Annotated in this window: 21 protein-coding genes; 9 read left to right on the top strand and 12 right to left on the bottom strand. The window is 45.9% G+C overall.

Translation table 11 applies throughout. The annotated features are described in order from the left end of the window. Positions 1-16 precede the first annotated feature (16 nt). From VNM22_13200 to VNM22_13185, 4 genes are all read right to left on the bottom strand, one after another. On the bottom strand, positions 17-751 hold the full coding sequence (locus VNM22_13200; GenBank protein ID HWP48116.1) for an amino acid ABC transporter ATP-binding protein: 735 nt from the start codon (positions 749-751) through the stop codon (positions 17-19). A gap of 27 nt (positions 752-778) precedes the next feature. After that, positions 779-1,444 carry an amino acid ABC transporter permease gene (locus tag VNM22_13195; GenBank protein HWP48115.1) on the bottom strand — a complete coding sequence of 222 codons (666 nt, stop codon included), beginning with the start codon at positions 1,442-1,444 and terminating at the stop codon, positions 779-781. Positions 1,445-1,462: 18 nt separating this feature from the next. Beyond that, positions 1,463-2,248 carry a basic amino acid ABC transporter substrate-binding protein gene (locus VNM22_13190; GenBank protein ID HWP48114.1) on the bottom strand — a complete coding sequence of 262 codons (786 nt, stop codon included), beginning with the start codon at positions 2,246-2,248 and terminating at the stop codon, positions 1,463-1,465. Between the two features lie 180 nt (positions 2,249-2,428). Continuing rightward, positions 2,429-3,238: an SAM-dependent chlorinase/fluorinase gene (locus VNM22_13185; GenBank protein ID HWP48113.1), complete on the bottom strand. Its 810-nt coding sequence runs from the start codon at positions 3,236-3,238 to the stop codon at positions 2,429-2,431. A 382-nt stretch (positions 3,239-3,620) separates the two neighbouring features. On the opposite strand from VNM22_13185, the gene VNM22_13180 reads away from it, so the two are divergent. The 9 genes from VNM22_13180 (at position 3,621) to raiA (ending at position 12,565) form a co-directional block, all read left to right on the top strand. Continuing rightward, a complete protein-coding gene (locus tag VNM22_13180) occupies positions 3,621-4,040 on the top strand; it encodes an ATP synthase F0 subunit B (protein ID HWP48112.1) in 420 nt (139 codons plus the stop codon). 76 nt (positions 4,041-4,116) lie between these two features. Further along, positions 4,117-4,719 carry a F0F1 ATP synthase subunit B gene (gene atpF / locus VNM22_13175; GenBank protein HWP48111.1) on the top strand — a complete coding sequence of 201 codons (603 nt, stop codon included), beginning with the start codon at positions 4,117-4,119 and terminating at the stop codon, positions 4,717-4,719. Next, complete coding sequence (gene atpH / locus VNM22_13170; GenBank protein HWP48110.1) at positions 4,716-5,258, top strand: ATP synthase F1 subunit delta; 543 nt, start codon at positions 4,716-4,718, stop codon at positions 5,256-5,258. The genes atpF and atpH overlap by 4 nt, the downstream gene beginning before the upstream one ends. 123 nt (positions 5,259-5,381) lie before the next feature. Further along, the gene (gene atpA, locus VNM22_13165; GenBank protein HWP48109.1) at positions 5,382-6,896 is read left to right on the top strand and encodes a F0F1 ATP synthase subunit alpha; all 1,515 of its coding nucleotides are present in this window, start codon (positions 5,382-5,384) and stop codon (positions 6,894-6,896) included. Between the two features lie 85 nt (positions 6,897-6,981). Then, positions 6,982-7,848 (top strand): ATP synthase F1 subunit gamma, encoded by an 867-nt coding sequence (gene atpG, locus VNM22_13160; protein HWP48108.1) that lies wholly within the window; start codon positions 6,982-6,984, stop codon positions 7,846-7,848. A 98-nt stretch (positions 7,849-7,946) separates the two neighbouring features. Further along, positions 7,947-9,368: a F0F1 ATP synthase subunit beta gene (atpD, locus tag VNM22_13155; protein HWP48107.1), complete on the top strand. Its 1,422-nt coding sequence runs from the start codon at positions 7,947-7,949 to the stop codon at positions 9,366-9,368. A 73-nt stretch (positions 9,369-9,441) separates the two neighbouring features. Continuing rightward, positions 9,442-9,852, top strand: a complete 411-nt coding sequence (locus VNM22_13150) for a F0F1 ATP synthase subunit epsilon (protein ID HWP48106.1) — start codon at positions 9,442-9,444, stop codon at positions 9,850-9,852. A gap of 310 nt (positions 9,853-10,162) precedes the next feature. Next, positions 10,163-11,863, top strand: a complete 1,701-nt coding sequence (locus VNM22_13145) for an IlvD/Edd family dehydratase (GenBank protein ID HWP48105.1) — start codon at positions 10,163-10,165, stop codon at positions 11,861-11,863. 183 nt (positions 11,864-12,046) lie between these two features. Beyond that, positions 12,047-12,565, top strand: a complete 519-nt coding sequence (raiA, locus tag VNM22_13140; GenBank protein HWP48104.1) for a ribosome-associated translation inhibitor RaiA — start codon at positions 12,047-12,049, stop codon at positions 12,563-12,565. A gap of 436 nt (positions 12,566-13,001) precedes the next feature. Here the strand turns inward: raiA and VNM22_13135 are convergent, their stop codons facing one another. The 8 genes from VNM22_13135 to VNM22_13100 form a co-directional block, all read right to left on the bottom strand. After that, on the bottom strand, positions 13,002-13,148 hold the full coding sequence (locus VNM22_13135; GenBank protein ID HWP48103.1) for a lmo0937 family membrane protein: 147 nt from the start codon (positions 13,146-13,148) through the stop codon (positions 13,002-13,004). A 100-nt stretch (positions 13,149-13,248) separates the two neighbouring features. Next, positions 13,249-13,503, bottom strand: a complete 255-nt coding sequence (locus tag VNM22_13130; protein HWP48102.1) for a DUF2795 domain-containing protein — start codon at positions 13,501-13,503, stop codon at positions 13,249-13,251. 17 nt (positions 13,504-13,520) lie between these two features. Then, on the bottom strand, positions 13,521-14,342 hold the full coding sequence (locus VNM22_13125) for a PRC-barrel domain-containing protein (GenBank protein ID HWP48101.1): 822 nt from the start codon (positions 14,340-14,342) through the stop codon (positions 13,521-13,523). 55 nt (positions 14,343-14,397) lie between these two features. Continuing rightward, complete coding sequence (locus VNM22_13120; protein HWP48100.1) at positions 14,398-14,586, bottom strand: hypothetical protein; 189 nt, start codon at positions 14,584-14,586, stop codon at positions 14,398-14,400. Positions 14,587-14,928: 342 nt separating this feature from the next. Further along, entirely contained in the window at positions 14,929-15,327 is a 399-nt protein-coding gene (locus tag VNM22_13115) for a PPC domain-containing protein (protein ID HWP48099.1), read from the bottom strand. A 23-nt stretch (positions 15,328-15,350) separates the two neighbouring features. Then, positions 15,351-16,106 carry an ATP-binding cassette domain-containing protein gene (locus VNM22_13110; GenBank protein HWP48098.1) on the bottom strand — a complete coding sequence of 252 codons (756 nt, stop codon included), beginning with the start codon at positions 16,104-16,106 and terminating at the stop codon, positions 15,351-15,353. Between the two features lie 4 nt (positions 16,107-16,110). After that, on the bottom strand, positions 16,111-16,290 hold the full coding sequence (locus VNM22_13105; GenBank protein HWP48097.1) for a hypothetical protein: 180 nt from the start codon (positions 16,288-16,290) through the stop codon (positions 16,111-16,113). Positions 16,291-16,349: 59 nt separating this feature from the next. Continuing rightward, the gene (locus tag VNM22_13100; protein HWP48096.1) at positions 16,350-17,381 is read right to left on the bottom strand and encodes a hypothetical protein; all 1,032 of its coding nucleotides are present in this window, start codon (positions 17,379-17,381) and stop codon (positions 16,350-16,352) included. Positions 17,382-17,424: the final 43 nt, after the last annotated feature.

Here is a 17,424-nt window from a genome sequence, read left to right as displayed (position 1 = left end):
AGTGCGTACGATTCCATCACAGGATCTGGCTTAAAAAAAGTTTGGTTCTCTCCTGTTGCGGAGTTTTGAAAAATAATTGCGGAGGTCCCTCTTCGATGATCCGTCCTTCATCCATAAAGATGATACGGTCCGCGACTTCGCGGGCAAATCCCATTTCGTGGGTCACCACGACCATGGTCATCCCCTCACGGGCAAGATTTTTCATCACTTCCAGGACTTCGCCGATCATCTCCGGATCCAAAGCCGAGGTAGGCTCATCAAAGAGCATAATTTTTGGCTGCATCGCCAAAGCCCTGGCTATGGCAACCCGCTGCTGTTGACCTCCTGAAAGTTGGGCAGGATAGGCAGAGGCCTTCTCGGGAATTCCCACCTTTTCCAGTAATTCCCGGGCAATTCGTTCGGCTTCCTCTCGGGATCGCTTCCTTACAACCCTTTGAGCCAGCGTGATGTTCTGAAGAACCGTCTTGTGGGGGAAAAGATTAAACTGTTGAAAAACCATTCCAATTTCCTCCCTTACTCTGTTAATATTTATCCCGACATCATTCAAAACAATCCCATCGATGATAATCTTACCCTGATCGATGACCTCCAGGCGATTTAAGCAGCGAAGCAGGGTACTCTTACCCGAACCGCTGGGACCTATAATCACCACCACTTCCCCTCTTTTAATTGAGTTACTAACGTTTATTAGAGCCCGGACCGGACCGTGGGAGGTTTTATAGGTTTTATAAACATTCTGAATTTCGATCATGGGCTTCACCTTTCCGGCAAGATCTTCTCAGCTATAACCCACACTAACCCTTTTTTCAAGGTATCTGGCCAGTTTGGTCATGGGAAGGGTCATGGCCAGATAAAGAAGGGCAACTCCCACGTAGGGACTAAAAACGTTTACTTTCCACGCTACAATTTCACGACCTTTTCTCAGTAACTCGGAGACAGCCAGGGTAGAAACCAGGGAAGAATCCTTTAACAAAGCAACAAACTCATTGGTGAGCGGCGGCAGAGAAACCCGAAAAGCCTGGGGAAGAATAATATAGGTCATGGCCTGTAAATGGGTCATTCCCAAAGAACGTGCCGCTTCCATCTGACCTTTACTGATGGACTGAATACCTGCACGAAAAATCTCGGCAATGTAAGCGGCACTATTTAAAGCCATACCCACAATCCCGGCTACAATGGCCGGAAGATTCAGACTGGGATGCAAAGAAGGTAAAGCATAATAGATAATTACCAGATGCATCAGAAGAGGGGTACCCCGGATAAATTCTACGTAACACAGTGAAAATGTCCTTAAGATCCAGTTTTCCGAGATCCGCATAAGCCCCAGGATTAGGCCGATGACCAACCCTATCGTGAGGGAGCTGACGGTTAAGTAAAGGGTTACCCAGGCTCCCTGAAGCAGAATAGGAAAGACTTCTATCAGAATAGAAAGCTTGAAGTCCATTAAAAACTACCTACACTCCTACTGGGAAGTTCCAAACCACTTTTGGACCATCCTATCGTATTCTCCACTGGCCTTAAGATCTCGGATCACCTTGTTAACGACTTCCAAAAGATCTTTTTCGGAAGCCCGGACCGGAATACCTAAAGCCTCCGGTTCCCCTAATTTAAGGCCTTCGACGATTTTTATCTTATCATTATTTTTTACGTTCTCGGCGATGACAGGATAATCCCCTACCACAGCATCCAATCTTCCCGCTGCCAGATCAATGTAAGTTTCCGGGAGCGTTTCGTATTTTTTGATTTCTTTGATCCCGGCTATTTTCTCCACGGCATATTGACCGGTGGTATTAATCTGGACACCCACAACTTTACCTTTGAGATCGGCTTCAGTTTTAATTTGATCATTATCCTTTCGCACTGCTACCCCTTGACCGGACAAAAAATAAGGGTCGGAGAAAGCCAGATCAAAGGCTTTTTTCCTTTCCTCTGTGATGGTAATACCAGACAGGAGCATATCGAATTTTCCGGCCTTTAAGGCGGCAAAGATACCATCCCAGGCCGTGTTGATATACTCCAGTTTAACTCCTAATTCCTTTGCAATGGCCTCGGCTAAATCCACATCAAACCCAACAGGCTGATTCCCCTCCATGTATTCAAAAGGGGGATAGGTAATGTCACTTCCCACTTTCAATACCCCCGCCTTTTTGACCCGATCTACTCCCGGTCCGGCATAACATAGAGTGGCCAACAAACCTACCAAACCCAAAAAGAAAATCAATCCTAAAAAGGTTGTTCTACGATACATAAGGGTTTTACCGGAATATGAATCACAGATTCCGTTGAACGAAATAGCGATTCGTACTACCGGCGAAGCACACAACGTCTCCAGGAGACGAGAAAGTTACTAATCCCGAATGGAAGCTCACTGCCAGGTCTACCCTACCTGCCGCTTATCTAACCCACAGTAAGTGTAAGGTGGCGGGTATTAAGCAACTTTACAAAGCACCTCGGCCCCTATTTGCAGACCAAGGGTTTTAGCTGCATTTCCTTTATTGATACTAAATTCTAGGAAATCCGAGCTTCCAAAGATGGCTATAAGTTCTCCTTCGCTTCCCTCGGTATAGGAATGACAAATCCTGGTCAGGTTACGGTCAGCAATTCGGATCACAAAGCGTTTCCCCGGTGATTTATCCAGATGTTCTGTGAAATCCTTTCGCGTAATATTAGAAACAAGGTTACCAAATCGATCTATATAAAGGATTCGTCCCAGGAGGATATCCTCTTTTACCAGGGTTGGAACCGGAATAGTAAATCTCTTATAATCGGTAATAAGCTCCCCACAGGAGCTCGGAGCAACTCCCCGGGATAACCAGGCAGCTACAGGAGCAAAAATATCCCGTCCGTGAAAGGTCTGACTGACCGGGTGCAAAAAATAATGAGAGGCCGTAATCTCACGGATCTCCCCAACAGGCTCTGTTTGATAGATATAAGAAAGGACCCCATTATCGGGCGCAATAAAGTAATAGGACTCCGTCGAAACCAGAATAGGGCGTCGCTTGGTTCCGACTTCCGGGTCGACCACCACTACATGGATCGTTCTCTTGGGAAAGTAACTGTAAGAAACCCTTAATAAGAAGGCGGCCTGAAGGATATCCTGAGGTCGGACGTTATGACAAAGATCTACAATTCGAGCCTGAGGGTTAATCTGATAGATAACCCCCTTCATAACCCCCACGTAGTGATCCTGAAGTCCAAAATCGGTGAGCAATGTAATAAGTGGAATTGGTTCGGGCATAAGCTTCTCCTCTTTTTTAACTATTTGAAACCACGAAAAAGACAGCTTGTCAATGAAAAGTTAAATCTTTGGACGCAAATTCATAAAAAAAACTTGACATGAAAAAATCTTCTATGTGAAAAAATCGTAGCAGGGTGTTATTATATAAAAGAACTTTTCCGGGAGATTCCTGAAACTGTAAGAATATCAACGAATATCAAAGAAACGAGTAAGGTAAAGAAGTCTCAGAGTTTGAAATCTGCCTTACACTCCTGTTGGGATAGCTTAATTACCTTGTTGAAGTAAATGAATCCAGAGAATAGGGATCTGGATAAACCTGATCAAGTAGCCAGGTAAGTTTGGTCTCAGGGAGAAGGGCAGGTTTATGACTTTATTCAAATAGGTGATTAAACTAGATTATACCCTCATAATTCAGATTATCAATTTCCTTGTGTTGATGTTCATTTTGACCCGACTGGTATTTAAGCCTATTACAAACTGGCTCGAGAAAAGGGAAGAAGCCATTAAAAGTGCATTTAAAGATGCCGAAGAGGCCAGAAAAAAAGCTCTGGAACTGGAAACGGAATACCAGAAAAGACTCCTGGAAGCCAAAAAAGAAGCTCAAGAACTTCGTAAGAAGATCCAGACCGAAGCTTTAAATGAAAAGATGCGTCTCATTGAAGAAACCCAAAGGAAAGGGGAAGCGTTAATTCAGAAGGCCAAAGCAGATATGCAGGCAGATCTGGAGAAGGCCAAGGCTGATCTTAGACAACAGGTGGAAGCCTTTTCTAATCTGATTGTGGAGAAAATCCTGCAGAAATAACGGACGGTAAGCGGTAAAAAAGGCCTTTAAAGTGACGGTTTTCTGTTTACTGCCCGCCGTATTCTGTTTTTAGAAAATGTTAACAAAAGGGTTTATAATTCTAATCTGTTTAGGTTTGTTATGCGTCGTTCAGCCGGCCGGATTAAGCCTGGCGGCTGAGAAAGATAGTAGAGAAGGAGGACATTCCCAGGCAGAAGGGGGATCTGTGGCAGAAACTCTGGAACGGTTGATCAATTTCGTTATCTTCGCAGGAATTCTCTATGTCGCCCTGAGAAAACCTCTGATGAATTTTCTGGATAATCATGCCGAACACATTCAGAAAGCTTTAAAGGAAGCCAAGGAAATTCAAGAGGAGGCTATCCAAAAAGCAGAGGCTTATCAAACTAAACTGCTCTCTGTAGAAGAAGAAGCTTTGAAAGTAAAACAAGAAGCCGAGCAAGACGCTCTGGAGGAAAAGAAAAAAATTCTGGCCGAAGCTCAAACGCAGGCAGAAAGGTTGATGACCCAGGTAAGGTTTGAAGTAGATCAAGAGGTGAAAAAAGCAAAGGAAGAGCTCAGAACCTTTGCGGCTCTGTTAGCCGTGGAAATCGCTGAGAAAAAACTACGTGCCAGTCTGACAGAGTCTGACCAAAAGAAATTGGTCGAAGAGTATATTGCAAGGATGGAGAATCTGAATTGAGAACGACTAAAGTTTCTAAACGTTATGCAAAAGCCCTGGTAGATCTGGCGAAAAACCAGGGTAAGCTTGAGGAAGTCTGGGAAGAGCTTTCCCGACTTTCCAACCTTTTAGAAAGTGAAGAAACCTTAAAGTATATTTTTTTTAATCCTTCCATTGCACCTGTCCAGAAGGGCCTGGTTTTAGAAGAGGTATCAGAAAGAATTCGGTTATCTCCTCTGACTGTTAATTTCTTAAATCTATTGCTTCGGAAAGGACGTTTGCAGAATCTTTCAGATATTATAGAGCAATACCGGGTACTCTGGGATGAGATTCTCAATCGGGCTACGGCTGAAGTTCAAAGTGCAATTCCTTTATCCGAAGAAACCAAAATCCGGTTACGGGAAAAGTTAAGTCAGGTTACAGGTAAAGAGATTATCCTGAGAACCTCGGTAAATCCCGAACTCCTGGGGGGGATTGTAACCAGGATTGGAAGTCTTGTATTTGATGGAAGCATCCGTACCCAATTGGATCGTGTACGGGAGAGGTTGGTAAAAGGATAAAGAGGTATGGGAGTGTGGAAGTAGGGAGGTATGGGGGTATAGAAGTGTGGGAGTGTGGGAGAATTTACTCCCATACTCCCATACTTCCACACTCCTATATTTCCTACTTCCACATTTTATTAGATGGGAATTCGAGCGGAGGAAATCAGTTCCATTATTAAGCAGCAAATAGCAGGTTTTGAAGCGGGGATCGATGTAGAAGAAGTGGGGACCGTTATCGAAATAGGAGATGGGATTGCCCGCATTTATGGATTAGAAAAGGCCATGGCCGGCGAGCTTCTGGAGTTTTCCCATGGAGTCATGGGAATGGTCTTAAACCTGGAAGAGGATAACGTGGGAGCAGTATTACTGGGGGACTACGTGGCCATTAAGGAAGGCGATACGGTTAAAAGGACCCGGCGCATCGCCGAAGTGCCCGTTGGAGATGCCATGATCGGTCGAGTTGTAAATGCATTGGGGCAACCCATCGACGGAAAGGGTCCCATCCCCGTCACCGAATACCGTCCCATTGAACGTATAGCTCCTGGGGTTGTCGATCGTCTTCCGGTCAATCAACCCCTACAAACGGGAATCAAAGCCATTGATTCCATGATTCCTATTGGACGGGGACAGCGTGAATTGATTATTGGAGATCGACAAACAGGAAAGACGGCTATTCTGGTCGATACCATTATTAACCAAAAGGGTGGGGACGTGATCTGTATTTACGTGGCGATTGGTCAGAAACGTTCCACAGTTGCCCAGGTCGTCAAAACCCTGGAAGATTATGGGGCAATGGATTATACCATTGTAGTCTCGGCAACAGCCAGCGAGCCGGCTCCCCTTCAGTACATTGCTCCCTATGCGGGATGTGCCATGGGCGAGTATTACCGGGATACCGGTCGACATGCCCTGGTGATGTATGATGATCTCTCCAAGCATGCCGTTGCTTACCGACAGCTCTCCCTTTTGTTACGACGACCACCAGGTCGTGAAGCTTATCCGGGAGACGTCTTTTACCTTCATTCCAGGCTCTTAGAGCGTGCAGCCAAGCTTAACAATGAACTGGGAGGGGGGAGTCTGACGGCCCTTCCGGTCATTGAAACTCAGGCGGGTGATGTTTCAGCTTATATTCCCACCAATGTCATTTCCATCACCGATGGACAGATCTACCTTGAATCCGACCTTTTTTATTCGGGCATTCGGCCTGCTGTTAATGTAGGCCTTTCTGTTTCTCGGGTTGGCGGAGCTGCTCAAACCAGAGCGATGAAACAGGTTGCCGGTAGATTGAGACTGGATCTGGCTCAATATCGAGAGATGGCGGCCTTTGCCCAGTTTGGAAGTGAGTTGGATAAAGCGACTCAAGCCCAACTGGCCCGGGGTGAAAGAATGGTTGAACTATTAAAACAGGATCAATATCAACCTCTCCCCATGGAAAAGCAGGTTCTGATCATCTACGCCGGAGTTAACGGTTTCCTGGATGACCTTCCGGTTTCAAAAATACGACAATTCGAGAGGGAGTACTACGCCTTTATGGATAACAAGCACCCTGAGATCGTCCAGGAAATAGCCGAGAAAAAAGCCCTATCCGATGAGCTTCAAAAGAAGATTAACCAGGCCATTGAAGAATTTAAGCGAATATTTAATGAGAAAGTATAGAAGAAGTACGGAAGTATGGAAGTGTGGAAAGCTCCCTTATCTTTCCATACGCTTATCCCCTTTTACTTCCATACTTCTTTAAAGAATGCCGAGTCTTAGACATATTCGACGCAGAATTCGTAGTGTTAAAAATACCCAACAGATCACGAAAGCCATGAAGATGGTATCTGCAGCGAAGCTGCGACGGGCTCAGATCCAAATAGAAGAAGCTCGCCCCTACGCCCAGAAGATGGCAGAAGTTCTTAGCAGAGTGGCCAGGAGGGCAAAACCCGGCTTAAATCCCCTTCTAACGCCCAGAGAAGAAAAGAAAGTGGAACTCCTCATTATTACGGCCGACAAAGGGCTTGCCGGAGCATTTAATGGAAATGTTCTCAGAAAAGCCATGGAATTTATTCGAGAACGGGGAGATGAGGTCTCACTAACGCTAAACGTCGTAGGACGGAAGGGAAGAGATTTTTTAAGGCGAAGATACTCCAACATTCGGAAAGAGTATATAGATATTTTTAGGAAGCTAAGTTATGAGCAGGCCATTCTTATTGGAACAGACTTAGTTGATCGTTATTTGAAAGAAGAAGTCGATGGGGTCTATGTTGTTTATACTGAATTTAAATCTGTGATGAGGCAACAGGTGAGTCTACAGCAATTGCTGCCCGTAAAGCCCCAAGAAGAAGTACCGTCTGAGATTTATCAACCCGATTATATTTATGAACCAGGAGTCAAAGAAGTTCTGGAAAAATTAGTTCCCAAACATATTATAACTCAAATTTACCGTTACCTTTTGGAGTCTAATGCAAGCGAACACGCATCCCGGATGACGGCCATGGATGCTGCAACCAAAAACGCCTCAGAAGTTATTGCAAAACTAACTTTAACCTATAACCGGGCCCGACAGGCTGCCATTACCAAAGAGATCATTGAGGTTGTCAATGGCGCAGAGGCTTTAAAAACCTAAGAAAAAGTGATGAGTGAAGAATTGAGAAGTCAGAAGTCCGGAACCAGAAATTATTCTGTACTCTGGCTCCTGATTCCTGGCTTCTGGTATTTATCAAGATGGGAGTAGGAAAAATTGTTCAGGTCATCGGACCTGTTATCGATGTGAGATTTGAGCAAGGGGATTTACCGGCTATTTATAATGCAGTTCGCATTACCAATAAAGGTTTTGAGGCGGATACCGGTAGGGATATCAATATTATTGCTGAAGTAGCCCAGCATCTGGGGGAAGATACGGTAAGATGCATCTCCATGGCCCCTACAGATGGACTTATCCGGGGTCTACCCGTTGAAGATACCGGAAGACCCATTAGTGTTCCGGTTGGAAGGGGAACCCTGGGTAGAATCCTGAATGTTATCGGGGAGCCGGTTGATGGACTAGGGCCTGTCGAAGCTACAGAACGATGGCCTATTCACCGGGACGCTCCGCCCCTTATAGAACAGAGTACCTCTAAAGAGATGTTTGAAACCGGAATTAAGGTAATTGACCTGTTAGAGCCCTATACCAAGGGGGGAAAAACAGGTTTGTTTGGTGGAGCAGGTGTAGGAAAAACGGTCATTATCCAGGAGCTGATCCATAATATCGCCATGCAGCACGGTGGATTCTCGGTTTTTAGCGGGGTTGGAGAAAGAACCCGGGAGGGGAATGATCTCTGGTTAGAAATGAAACACTCGGGCGTTCTTGACAAGGTCGCCCTGATCTACGGACAGATGACGGAATCCCCGGGGGCAAGACTTCGAGTCGGATTAACCGGCTTAACGGTTGCCGAATACTTCCGGGATGTGGAAGGTCAGGATGTACTCCTTTTTATCGATAACATTTTCCGATTTACCCAGGCAGGTTCGGAAGTTTCAGCCCTTCTGGGAAGAATGCCGTCGGCTGTAGGCTACCAACCGACACTGGCTACAGAAATGGGTGAGCTGCAGGAGCGTATTACTTCCACCCTTAAAGGTTCCATTACTTCCGTCCAGGCTATTTACGTTCCGGCCGATGACTTAACCGATCCTGCCCCCGCGACCGCATTTGCTCACCTGGATGCAACGACGGTACTCAATCGACAGATTGCAGAACTCGGTATCTATCCCGCCGTCGATCCCCTGGATTCCACCTCTAAGATCCTAGATCCCCGCGTTGTGGGCCTTGAACACTACGAAGTGGCCCGGGGAGTTCAACAGGTTCTCCAGAGATATAAAGATCTTCAAGATATTATTGCCATCCTTGGAATGGAAGAGCTTTCTGAAGAGGATAAGCTCATCGTGGCCCGGGCCAGAAAAATACAGCGCTTCCTGTCTCAACCTTTCTTTGTTGCAGAGGCCTTTACCGGAACCCCAGGCCGATATGTCACCGTCAAAGACACCATTCGGGGATTTAAAGAACTCCTGGAAGGGAAACATGATGAGGTTCCGGAACAGGCATTTTATATGGTGGGGACCATCGACGAAGCTATGGAAAAAGCCGAGCGAATCCGAAGGGGAAAATAAACCAGGAAGTTTAAGACCGGAGCCTGAAGGCTTGTAAGATGGCTCTCTTGCCTCCTGTCTCCAGTCCTTATCTATGGCCGAGGAAACCTTTCAATTAGATGTGGTGACCCCGCAAAGGGTTGTGGTCAGTGAACAGGTTAATGAAATGACAGCGCCTGGATCTGAAGGAGAATTTGGCGTGCTTCCGGGGCATACTCCTTTCCTGACCACACTTCGATTTGGGGAATTGTGGTACCGAAAGGGGAATGTGGATTATTTCTTAGCTGTAGGTCCTGGATTTGCAGAAGTGGGACCGGACAAAGTAACCATTCTGGTGGATACTGCCGAAACTGCCGACGAAATCGATGTCAACCGGGCTCAAATGGCCCGGGCAAGGGCCGAAGAGAATCTACGGAAGACCGATTATGACCTGGAAACCGCCTTGGCCGAAATGCGGCAGGCAGAAGTACGGTTGGAGGTAGCCAAGAAGGTTAAAAAAACCTAAACCTGCCTGACCCATCCCATTGAACTGGCAATAAGAAGTTATAAACCCTAAAATGGCAGCTATGGGAAGGGGTACCCGGTACTCAGGATCCCAAAAGTAACCTATACCTGCCTGCCTAGGATTCCTAGGAAGGCTTCCAGGAGTCCAGAAATCTTGGAAGCCCCTTGATTTAAAAACTGGGTTCCCGGCTGAGGGTGCTCAATATCTAACAGATCCCCATGTTTTACTAATCTTTGTTTACCATTTTTAGCTTTCCCACTTATCTTTCAAAGAATAGAAATAACCCTCTATCTTGTGAGAAGGAGGATCTATGCGTCCATCGAAGCAATTAAGGAGTCGAGAATGGTTTGGACCCTCCGATGAGGCGGGTCTTTTTCATCGTGCCTGGCTGCGGGCAGAAGGCTTTCATGAACAGGTTTTTCAAAATAAACCCATCATTGGAATTTGTAACTCCGCCAGTGAGTTGAACAATTGCAACCTGCATCTAAAATTCGTTGCCGAAGCGGTTAAACGAGGGGTATGGCAGGCCGGCGGCTTCCCCCTGGAGTTTCCGACGATTTCTTTAGGGGAACCCTTCATGAAACCAACGACCATGCTTTACCGTAATTTGATGGCCATGGATGTAGAAGAAATGATTACGGCCAGTCCCATCGATGGAGTAGTTTTGTTGGGAGGGTGTGATAAAACGGTTCCAGCCCAGTTAATGGGTGCCGCCAGCGCCAATATCCCAACTATTATGGTAACCGGAGGACCTATGTTGCGAGGGATGTGGGGACAACAAGAACTGGGCTCCGGAACCGATGTGCGACGACACTGGGATAAGAAACGAGCCGGAAAACTCACCGATGAAGAATGGGCCGAGATTGAAGGTAGCATTTCGCGTAGCGCCGGTCATTGTACAGTTATGGGGACCGCTTCGACGATGACCAGTCTCGCCGAAGTTCTTGGAATGACCTTACCGGGGACGGCAAACATTCCGGCCCCCGATTCCCGCCGCTATGCCACAGCTGAAGCCAGCGGACGCCGAATCGTCGAAATGGTTTACGAAGATCTGAAGCCCTCGCAAATTATGACCCGTAAAGCCTTCGAAAATGCCATTCGGGTTCTGATGGCTTTGGGCGGTTCTACCAATGCCATCATTCACCTCACGGCCATTGCCGGACGACTGGGCATTCGTCTCCCTCTGTCTCTCTTTGATGAATTCTCCCGAACTACCCCGTTTATCACCAATGTACGCCCCTCCGGGAAATATCTGATGGAAGATTTCTTCTATGCGGGCGGAGTTCAGGCCGTCATGAAAGAAATTTCTCCCCTCCTGCACCTGGATACCCTGACCTGTACCGGTAAAACCCTGGGAGAAAATATCCGGAATGCCCAATGCTATAACCCCGATGTCATTCGAACGATGAAAGAACCCCTCTATAAAGAGGGAGGAACGGCTATCCTCTATGGAAACCTGGCCCCCAGGGGGGCAGTGATTAAACAAACTGCCGCATCACCCAGATTACTTCAGCATCGAGGACGTGCCCTTGTTTTTGAAAGTAATAAAGAAATGTATGAACGGATTGATGATCCTGATCTGGAGGTAGATGAAAATACCGTACTGGTTTTAAGAAATGCAGGACCCAAAGGAGCACCGGGTATGCCGGAGTGGGGAAGATTACCGGTTCCGGCTAAATTGTTAAAGCGAGGAATCGAGGATATGGTCCGAATTAGCGATGCTCGTATGAGCGGAACCAGCTATGGAACCATTGTGCTCCACGTAACCCCCGAGTCTGCCGCAGGAGGTCCCTTAGCCATTGTACAAACCGGAGATCTCATTGAACTGGATGTTCCCAATCGAAAACTTAACTTACTGGTACCCGATGAAGAAATCCAACGTCGTCTGGCCGCCTGGAAACCGCCCCTATCCCCCTATAAACGGGGTTATGTGAAGATGTACCTGGAACACGTTCTCCAGGCCGACGAAGGCTGTGATTTTGATTATTTGCAGGCAGAAAATTTGGAATAACCGGCATATCCTTCAGGTAGCTCTCTTTTCGTCGCTTATCCTTCTGAAGGCAGGATTCTACGCGAGAAATTTAAACAGAAAAACTCTCAAAACCTATTTAGTTGGAACAAACTATGCAGGATTTGTATTAAATTAAAATCGGAACGTCTTTTTGCATCCACTTCTTTGGGAAGGAGGCTTGATATGAACATTCAGATTGAAGGACTCCATGATGAGGTAACCCCGGCACGAAGGGCTTTAATTGAAGAAAGACTCTCCAAACTTACTAAATACGATATCGATCTCATTCATATCCGCATTACGCTAGAAAAAGATCCCCACCATCAGAAGGGGAATGATTGTGTACGTATTGTGCTGCTGGTTCCGGGTAATACCCTGGTCGCGAACAAGACCGATGATACGCTAGAGAACGCACTCTTTAAGGCCTTCGATACCATCGAAAGGGAACTTAAAGACTATATCAAGGAAAAACAGATTCATGCCATCAAGCCGCCGTCTACTCAACCTAGAGGATCCATCAGCCAAATTTTTAAGGATAAAGGATATGGCTTTATTCTTACAGAGGAAGGAACAGAAGTTTATTTCCATAAAAATTCTGTTCGAGGCGTCTCTTTTGAAAACCTTGAAGTGGGGATTCCGGTAGAGTTTGATCTTGAAGAGGGTAGAGAAGGACCCCAGGCCACCCGGGTAGCCGTGTTTTAGTGAAGTTTTAAAGCCAGGGAAATACAAAGGGAGAAAAAGCAAAAAACCTTACGGAGTTGCTCAGACCCGAAGTACTCCTTCAGAACTGCTCCATCGACAAATGGGTTTTAGGCCCCTTCCTCGTCTGTTCCCCCTACTGAAGGAACCTCTCCTATCCTTTCTGTTTTAAAAGTTCAGCGAAGGAAATCCTTTCCCGTTCGTCCTGAACCCTTTCACCTGCCCAGGACGAACGGGATGCAACCGGTACAACCTCAAGTCAGAAACAGAACGGGCCCCCTACGGAAGGACAGGCTACTTTTATAAACAGCCGACTAAAATCTTTTTAAGATACTTCTTGCTCCAAAAACTTCCTATTGGCAAGATATTTCTTAGCAGGTCACCCCACCAGAGCTTCTGAAAACCGGTCAGACTGGTCTGGATAGTTCTCTGAAGGGTCTCAGACTCCTCTCCGTCCCCGTATCAACTGGGCAATCAGCACAACAAGCCCAACAATCAATAACAAGTGAATGAGATTACCTCCTATACTAAAGCCAAAACCAAGAGCCCAAAGCACCAAAAGAATCAACAGAATCGTCCACAACATAAGCAGCTACTCCTTACCGGGGAGGGTTTATTTAAAATTAAGTTGGATACCGATCTGTATTTTTTCTACTACCTGAAACCTGATAGATTCAACCTGGGATTTACTCGACCTGTCCTATCTCGTGGGATACCTCCTTGGGGCTGGCGTAGCTTTTCTCTGGAAGTTCATTGAGAATATTCAAGACCTTTTCATCGGCTCCATTTCTTCTTGCCGCTTCCAGTAAACCCTGCTTATCGGTAGGGTAGTCAATTCCGCTTAGATATTTTTGGACTTGAATAGGATTAGGTGCCTGGGAGTCCTTTTGGGTTTTTTGTTTATCTTCCTGAGTTTGATCTTTTCGAGTTTTCTCGGCCATCTTTCTACCTCCTGGTTCTATACGATATACTGATAGGCTTTACGCCATTCGTTTTCATACTCTGGCGTGAAGAGCCTACTTTCATCATACCTGGGTAAAGTTTCTACCTGAGCCCGGGTCAGGTTATCGATGTAAATTTTTCTTGCTGTGGGATCAATCCGAATCCGGTTAACCGGAACCAGAAATTTTTCGCTGATGAGCCATCCACCGGTATCTACAACCAGATACTCTGTTTGTTGGGTATCCTTATAGCCACAATAACGGGTTACAACTCCCAGATACTCGTTATTTTTTCCATAAACTTCATACCCTTTAAGATCCCACTGATGATTATTTATCCTACAGGTGTCTAACCAACCCCATGTGGATTCACCTGGGCGATAGATATCCCTTCGTCGAAAAGGCGTTTCGTGGGTTTCAAACCGCCTGGGATACCGGAACGCTTCATCGGTTTCGTAAGTAAATTGGTCAAAACTTCCTGCTCTGTTTGGGTAGTAAATACCCAATAACTCCCGTTCATAGTCGGGATCCGTCCATCGGGACTCATCATAAACGGGTAGTCGATGAATGGTTTCCCGGGTCAGCGTACCCAGATACACCCGGTTAGAAGCATCATCAATCTCAATCATTCCTACAGGTACGATGAACTTTTTACTTTCCAACCAGGTCCCCGCATCGATGATGACATACCGAACCTTCATGGCGACTGGATCCACCAGAAGCTCGTCAATATCGCCGAGATAATCTCCCATTTTATTATAAACCGGAAATCCTCGAATATCGACGCTTTCATCGGCTACCTCAAAATCATCCAATTTTGATAATTCAGCTAAAGCCATAGTTCTTACCTCCTGTTTGCTGAAATCCTCCTTCAGGCTACCCTAAAGAGCCTATTCAATGAGGTATAATGACCGGATAGATTGTAATTACTGAAGTGGATTGGCCGGTAAATAGGGTATTTATTCCTTGAGCTGGAGTACGACGCCATGAAAAAAAGATAATAGCCAGAACCATGAGTACCAGGATCAGCAGAAACCAAAGCCAACCACCGGATCGTTTTCTCTGAATATGTATCTCAGCCATACTTTCCTCCTTTTTTATTTTTTAGTTATTATTTTCTTAATTATTCATTTTTTATGCCAAAATAAGATTTTAATAAGCCCAAATTCCAATAAAGTAACCAAAGACAAGGACAAGCCGGTAGATCCGAATTCTACAAGTTTTCTTGGGTTTATCCTTTGGTAGGATTATTTCAAGTCCAGGAGGCAGAAGAAGCGAAGAAAGAGGTTAAGGAAGACCCTTCAAGGGGTAAAAATGAGTCCTTTAGGGATTTTAAAAGGGATAGAAATAAAGGAGGCAGGGGCATATTTCAGGCGCCCCCATAAGGAATGGTAAGAGTTGAACAGAATAAAGATGGGCAAAGGATTACCTCTGGGTTACCACAATCCGGATTGCACCGCCGACATTATTCGCATCACAGACTCTGACAGTATAACCCCCCGTGATACTGGGTGTAAAGCCCAGAGTTTCCGATCCAAGGGTTGAATTGGTCGCCGTAGCAACTTGATTATTATTAGGATCGAATATGGTTAAGTCTGGATTTTCATTGGAAGGTCCCGTAGCCTCAACCTTTACAGGAACCCCGGCCTCTCCATTAAAGAGGGGAGAAGCGCAACCCCCCGGGGCCAATTGCTGGGTAGTATCTAATACAACGACACTTGTAGGCCCATTATCCTCATCGTGGCAGCCGGCAAGAAAAACAGGACCGACTAAAAAGATAATTCCCAGATAAATCCATAACCCTTTATTTTTATAACTAGCCATGGTACGGCCTCCTTTTTATCTTGTTATTCCCGGATTGAACCGACAATGAGCCCAACGATTTCATCGGGTGTCGTTTCCCGGGTTAAGCGCTCGCCCACTTTCCTTCCCCTACGCATCACAATTAACCGATCTGCTACGGAAAAGACATCGTGGAGTTGATGACTGATAATAATCACCGGAACTCCTTGAGCCTTTAGGGTTCGAACAAGGGCCAGAACCTTCTGTTGTTCGGCAACTCCCAGGGCAGCCGTAGGTTCATCCATGATTAAAAATTTTGCATTCCAATAAATCGACCGGGAGATCGCAACGGCCTGTCGTTGACCACCGGAAAGCTTCTGAATTTTGTTCCGTAGCGAAGGAATCTCGATATCTAACCGCTTTAAGACTCGTCTGGATTCCTCTAACATATAATTTCTATCCAATACGTTAATAAAACCCAAAACTTTTTTGACTTTCTCTCGCCCCAAAAAAATATTAGCGTAGACATTTAGATTCTCTGCCAGAGCCAGATCTTGATAGATGGTTTCAATACCCAGTTTCAAGGCCTCCATGGGGTTTGAGAGTTTGAGTTCCTTTCCCTGGAAGAGAATTTGTCCTTCATCGGGCTGATAAACTCCAGAGATCATTTTAATAAGAGTGGACTTACCGGCTCCGTTATCTCCCAGCAATCCCACCACTTCACCTGGAAAGACCTGCATATGGACCCGATCTACGGCCACCAATCCACCGAATCGTTTGGTTAAATTGATAACTTCTAAAATAGGCGTAGACGATTCCAAATTTTTATCTCCTCTCTATTCTTATTTTTAAGACGTCCTGTTCAGTTAAAAGTTTCGGTTTTAATGATACTTTTGCAGTTTTTAAATCCTCATCCATGAAGAGGAGGTGTGGGAGTAGGGGAGTATGGGGGTAAATTCTCTTACACACCCACCCCTCCATACCCCCATACTCCCTTACCCCCATACTCCCCTACTTTCTTCATTACGCCGATTTTAGAATTCTGACCTTCTGTTTCTAAGGGGTCAGGATTCATCTTCATAGATCATTTCGGGAAAGAACTGATCGATGAGGACGGCGATAATAATAATGATACCCACGGCAAAGAATTGATAAAAGGGTTGAACGCCCAAAATAACCAATCCGGTTTCTAAAGTGGCGATGATCAAGGTTCCAATCACCGTTCCCTTGAGATTACCGGTACCTCCGAACAGACTGGCACCTCCTATAACAACCGCTGCGATAGAATCCAGCATCCTGGCTTCTCCGGCCAGGGAACTTCCGGTAGTAAAGCGAAGCACGTACAGAACCCCTCCCAGTGCTGCAAACATGGACGAGATAATATAGATAATCATCAGGTGTCGGGAAACCGGAATACCGGCCCTTAGAGCCGCGTCTACATTTCCCCCAATGGCATAGGTATGCTGACCAAATCGGGTCTGGGCCAATATAAAACCAAAAATAATCAAGACAATGGCTGCTATAACGGCAGGGATAGGAATAATTCCAACGAGATTTCGGACTTCGGTTCTTTCCATCTCCGGACGTTGAAGAAAAGAGAACCCTTTTTCCGGCAGATAATAGAAAATATAACCGTTTCCAATAAAACCCAGGGAAGGAGGCAGGTTAACAACCGGAAAACCACCAGACAGGATAAGCCCGGCCCCATGGGCTACGCCAAACATACCCAGAGTTGCAATAAAAGGGGGGACTTTTAACCTGGCGATGAGAAATCCGTTGATAAATCCCGGAATTATCCCCGAAAAAAGCCCGGCCAGGCATCCCAGGAGGATACTCAAGGATTCTGAAACCCCGGAATTGTAAAGATCTCTCATGACAAGGGCAGCGATAACCGTTGCGGCTCCCATGACGTAACCTACAGAGAGATCAATTCCTCCGGTAATGATAACGAAGGTTTCCCCGGCTGCCAGCATAAGGGTGGTCGTAGAGGCAACGAGAATGTTTTGATAGTTTTTAAGGCTGAAGAACCCAAGCCCAAAGATGCTAAAGTAAGTTAGCATCAAAATGAGAAAGAACAAGGCCCAGTTCCGACCCACTCGGATCAGGAATCTTCTCAGGCCGGATTTCATGGTGATTGTA

The organism is Candidatus Limnocylindrales bacterium, assembly GCA_035559535.1.
Classification (GTDB): Bacteria; Moduliflexota; Moduliflexia; order Moduliflexales; family JAUQPW01; genus JAUQPW01.
This window is presented reverse-complemented; position numbering and strand designations above follow the sequence as displayed.

Coding starts and splice junctions, on each gene's coding strand:
- VNM22_13130 (HWP48102.1), bottom strand. CDS start 13,503: ATGGCCGAGAAAACTCGAAAAGATCAAACTCAGGAAGATAAACAAAAA.
- VNM22_13145 (HWP48105.1), top strand. CDS start 10,163: ATGCGTCCATCGAAGCAATTAAGGAGTCGAGAATGGTTTGGACCCTCC.
- atpA (HWP48109.1), top strand. CDS start 5,382: ATGGGAATTCGAGCGGAGGAAATCAGTTCCATTATTAAGCAGCAAATA.
- atpD (HWP48107.1), top strand. CDS start 7,947: ATGGGAGTAGGAAAAATTGTTCAGGTCATCGGACCTGTTATCGATGTG.
- VNM22_13125 (HWP48101.1), bottom strand. CDS start 14,342: ATGGCTTTAGCTGAATTATCAAAATTGGATGATTTTGAGGTAGCCGAT.
- VNM22_13105 (HWP48097.1), bottom strand. CDS start 16,290: ATGGGGGTAAGGGAGTATGGGGGTATGGAGGGGTGGGTGTGTAAGAGA.
- VNM22_13135 (HWP48103.1), bottom strand. CDS start 13,148: ATGTTGTGGACGATTCTGTTGATTCTTTTGGTGCTTTGGGCTCTTGGT.
- VNM22_13195 (HWP48115.1), bottom strand. CDS start 1,444: ATGGACTTCAAGCTTTCTATTCTGATAGAAGTCTTTCCTATTCTGCTT.
- atpG (HWP48108.1), top strand. CDS start 6,982: ATGCCGAGTCTTAGACATATTCGACGCAGAATTCGTAGTGTTAAAAAT.
- VNM22_13190 (HWP48114.1), bottom strand. CDS start 2,248: ATGTATCGTAGAACAACCTTTTTAGGATTGATTTTCTTTTTGGGTTTG.
- VNM22_13120 (HWP48100.1), bottom strand. CDS start 14,586: ATGGCTGAGATACATATTCAGAGAAAACGATCCGGTGGTTGGCTTTGG.
- VNM22_13115 (HWP48099.1), bottom strand. CDS start 15,327: ATGGCTAGTTATAAAAATAAAGGGTTATGGATTTATCTGGGAATTATC.
- VNM22_13185 (HWP48113.1), bottom strand. CDS start 3,238: ATGCCCGAACCAATTCCACTTATTACATTGCTCACCGATTTTGGACTT.
- atpF (HWP48111.1), top strand. CDS start 4,117: ATGTTAACAAAAGGGTTTATAATTCTAATCTGTTTAGGTTTGTTATGC.
- VNM22_13150 (HWP48106.1), top strand. CDS start 9,442: ATGGCCGAGGAAACCTTTCAATTAGATGTGGTGACCCCGCAAAGGGTT.
- raiA (HWP48104.1), top strand. CDS start 12,047: ATGAACATTCAGATTGAAGGACTCCATGATGAGGTAACCCCGGCACGA.
- VNM22_13200 (HWP48116.1), bottom strand. CDS start 751: ATGATCGAAATTCAGAATGTTTATAAAACCTATAAAACCTCCCACGGT.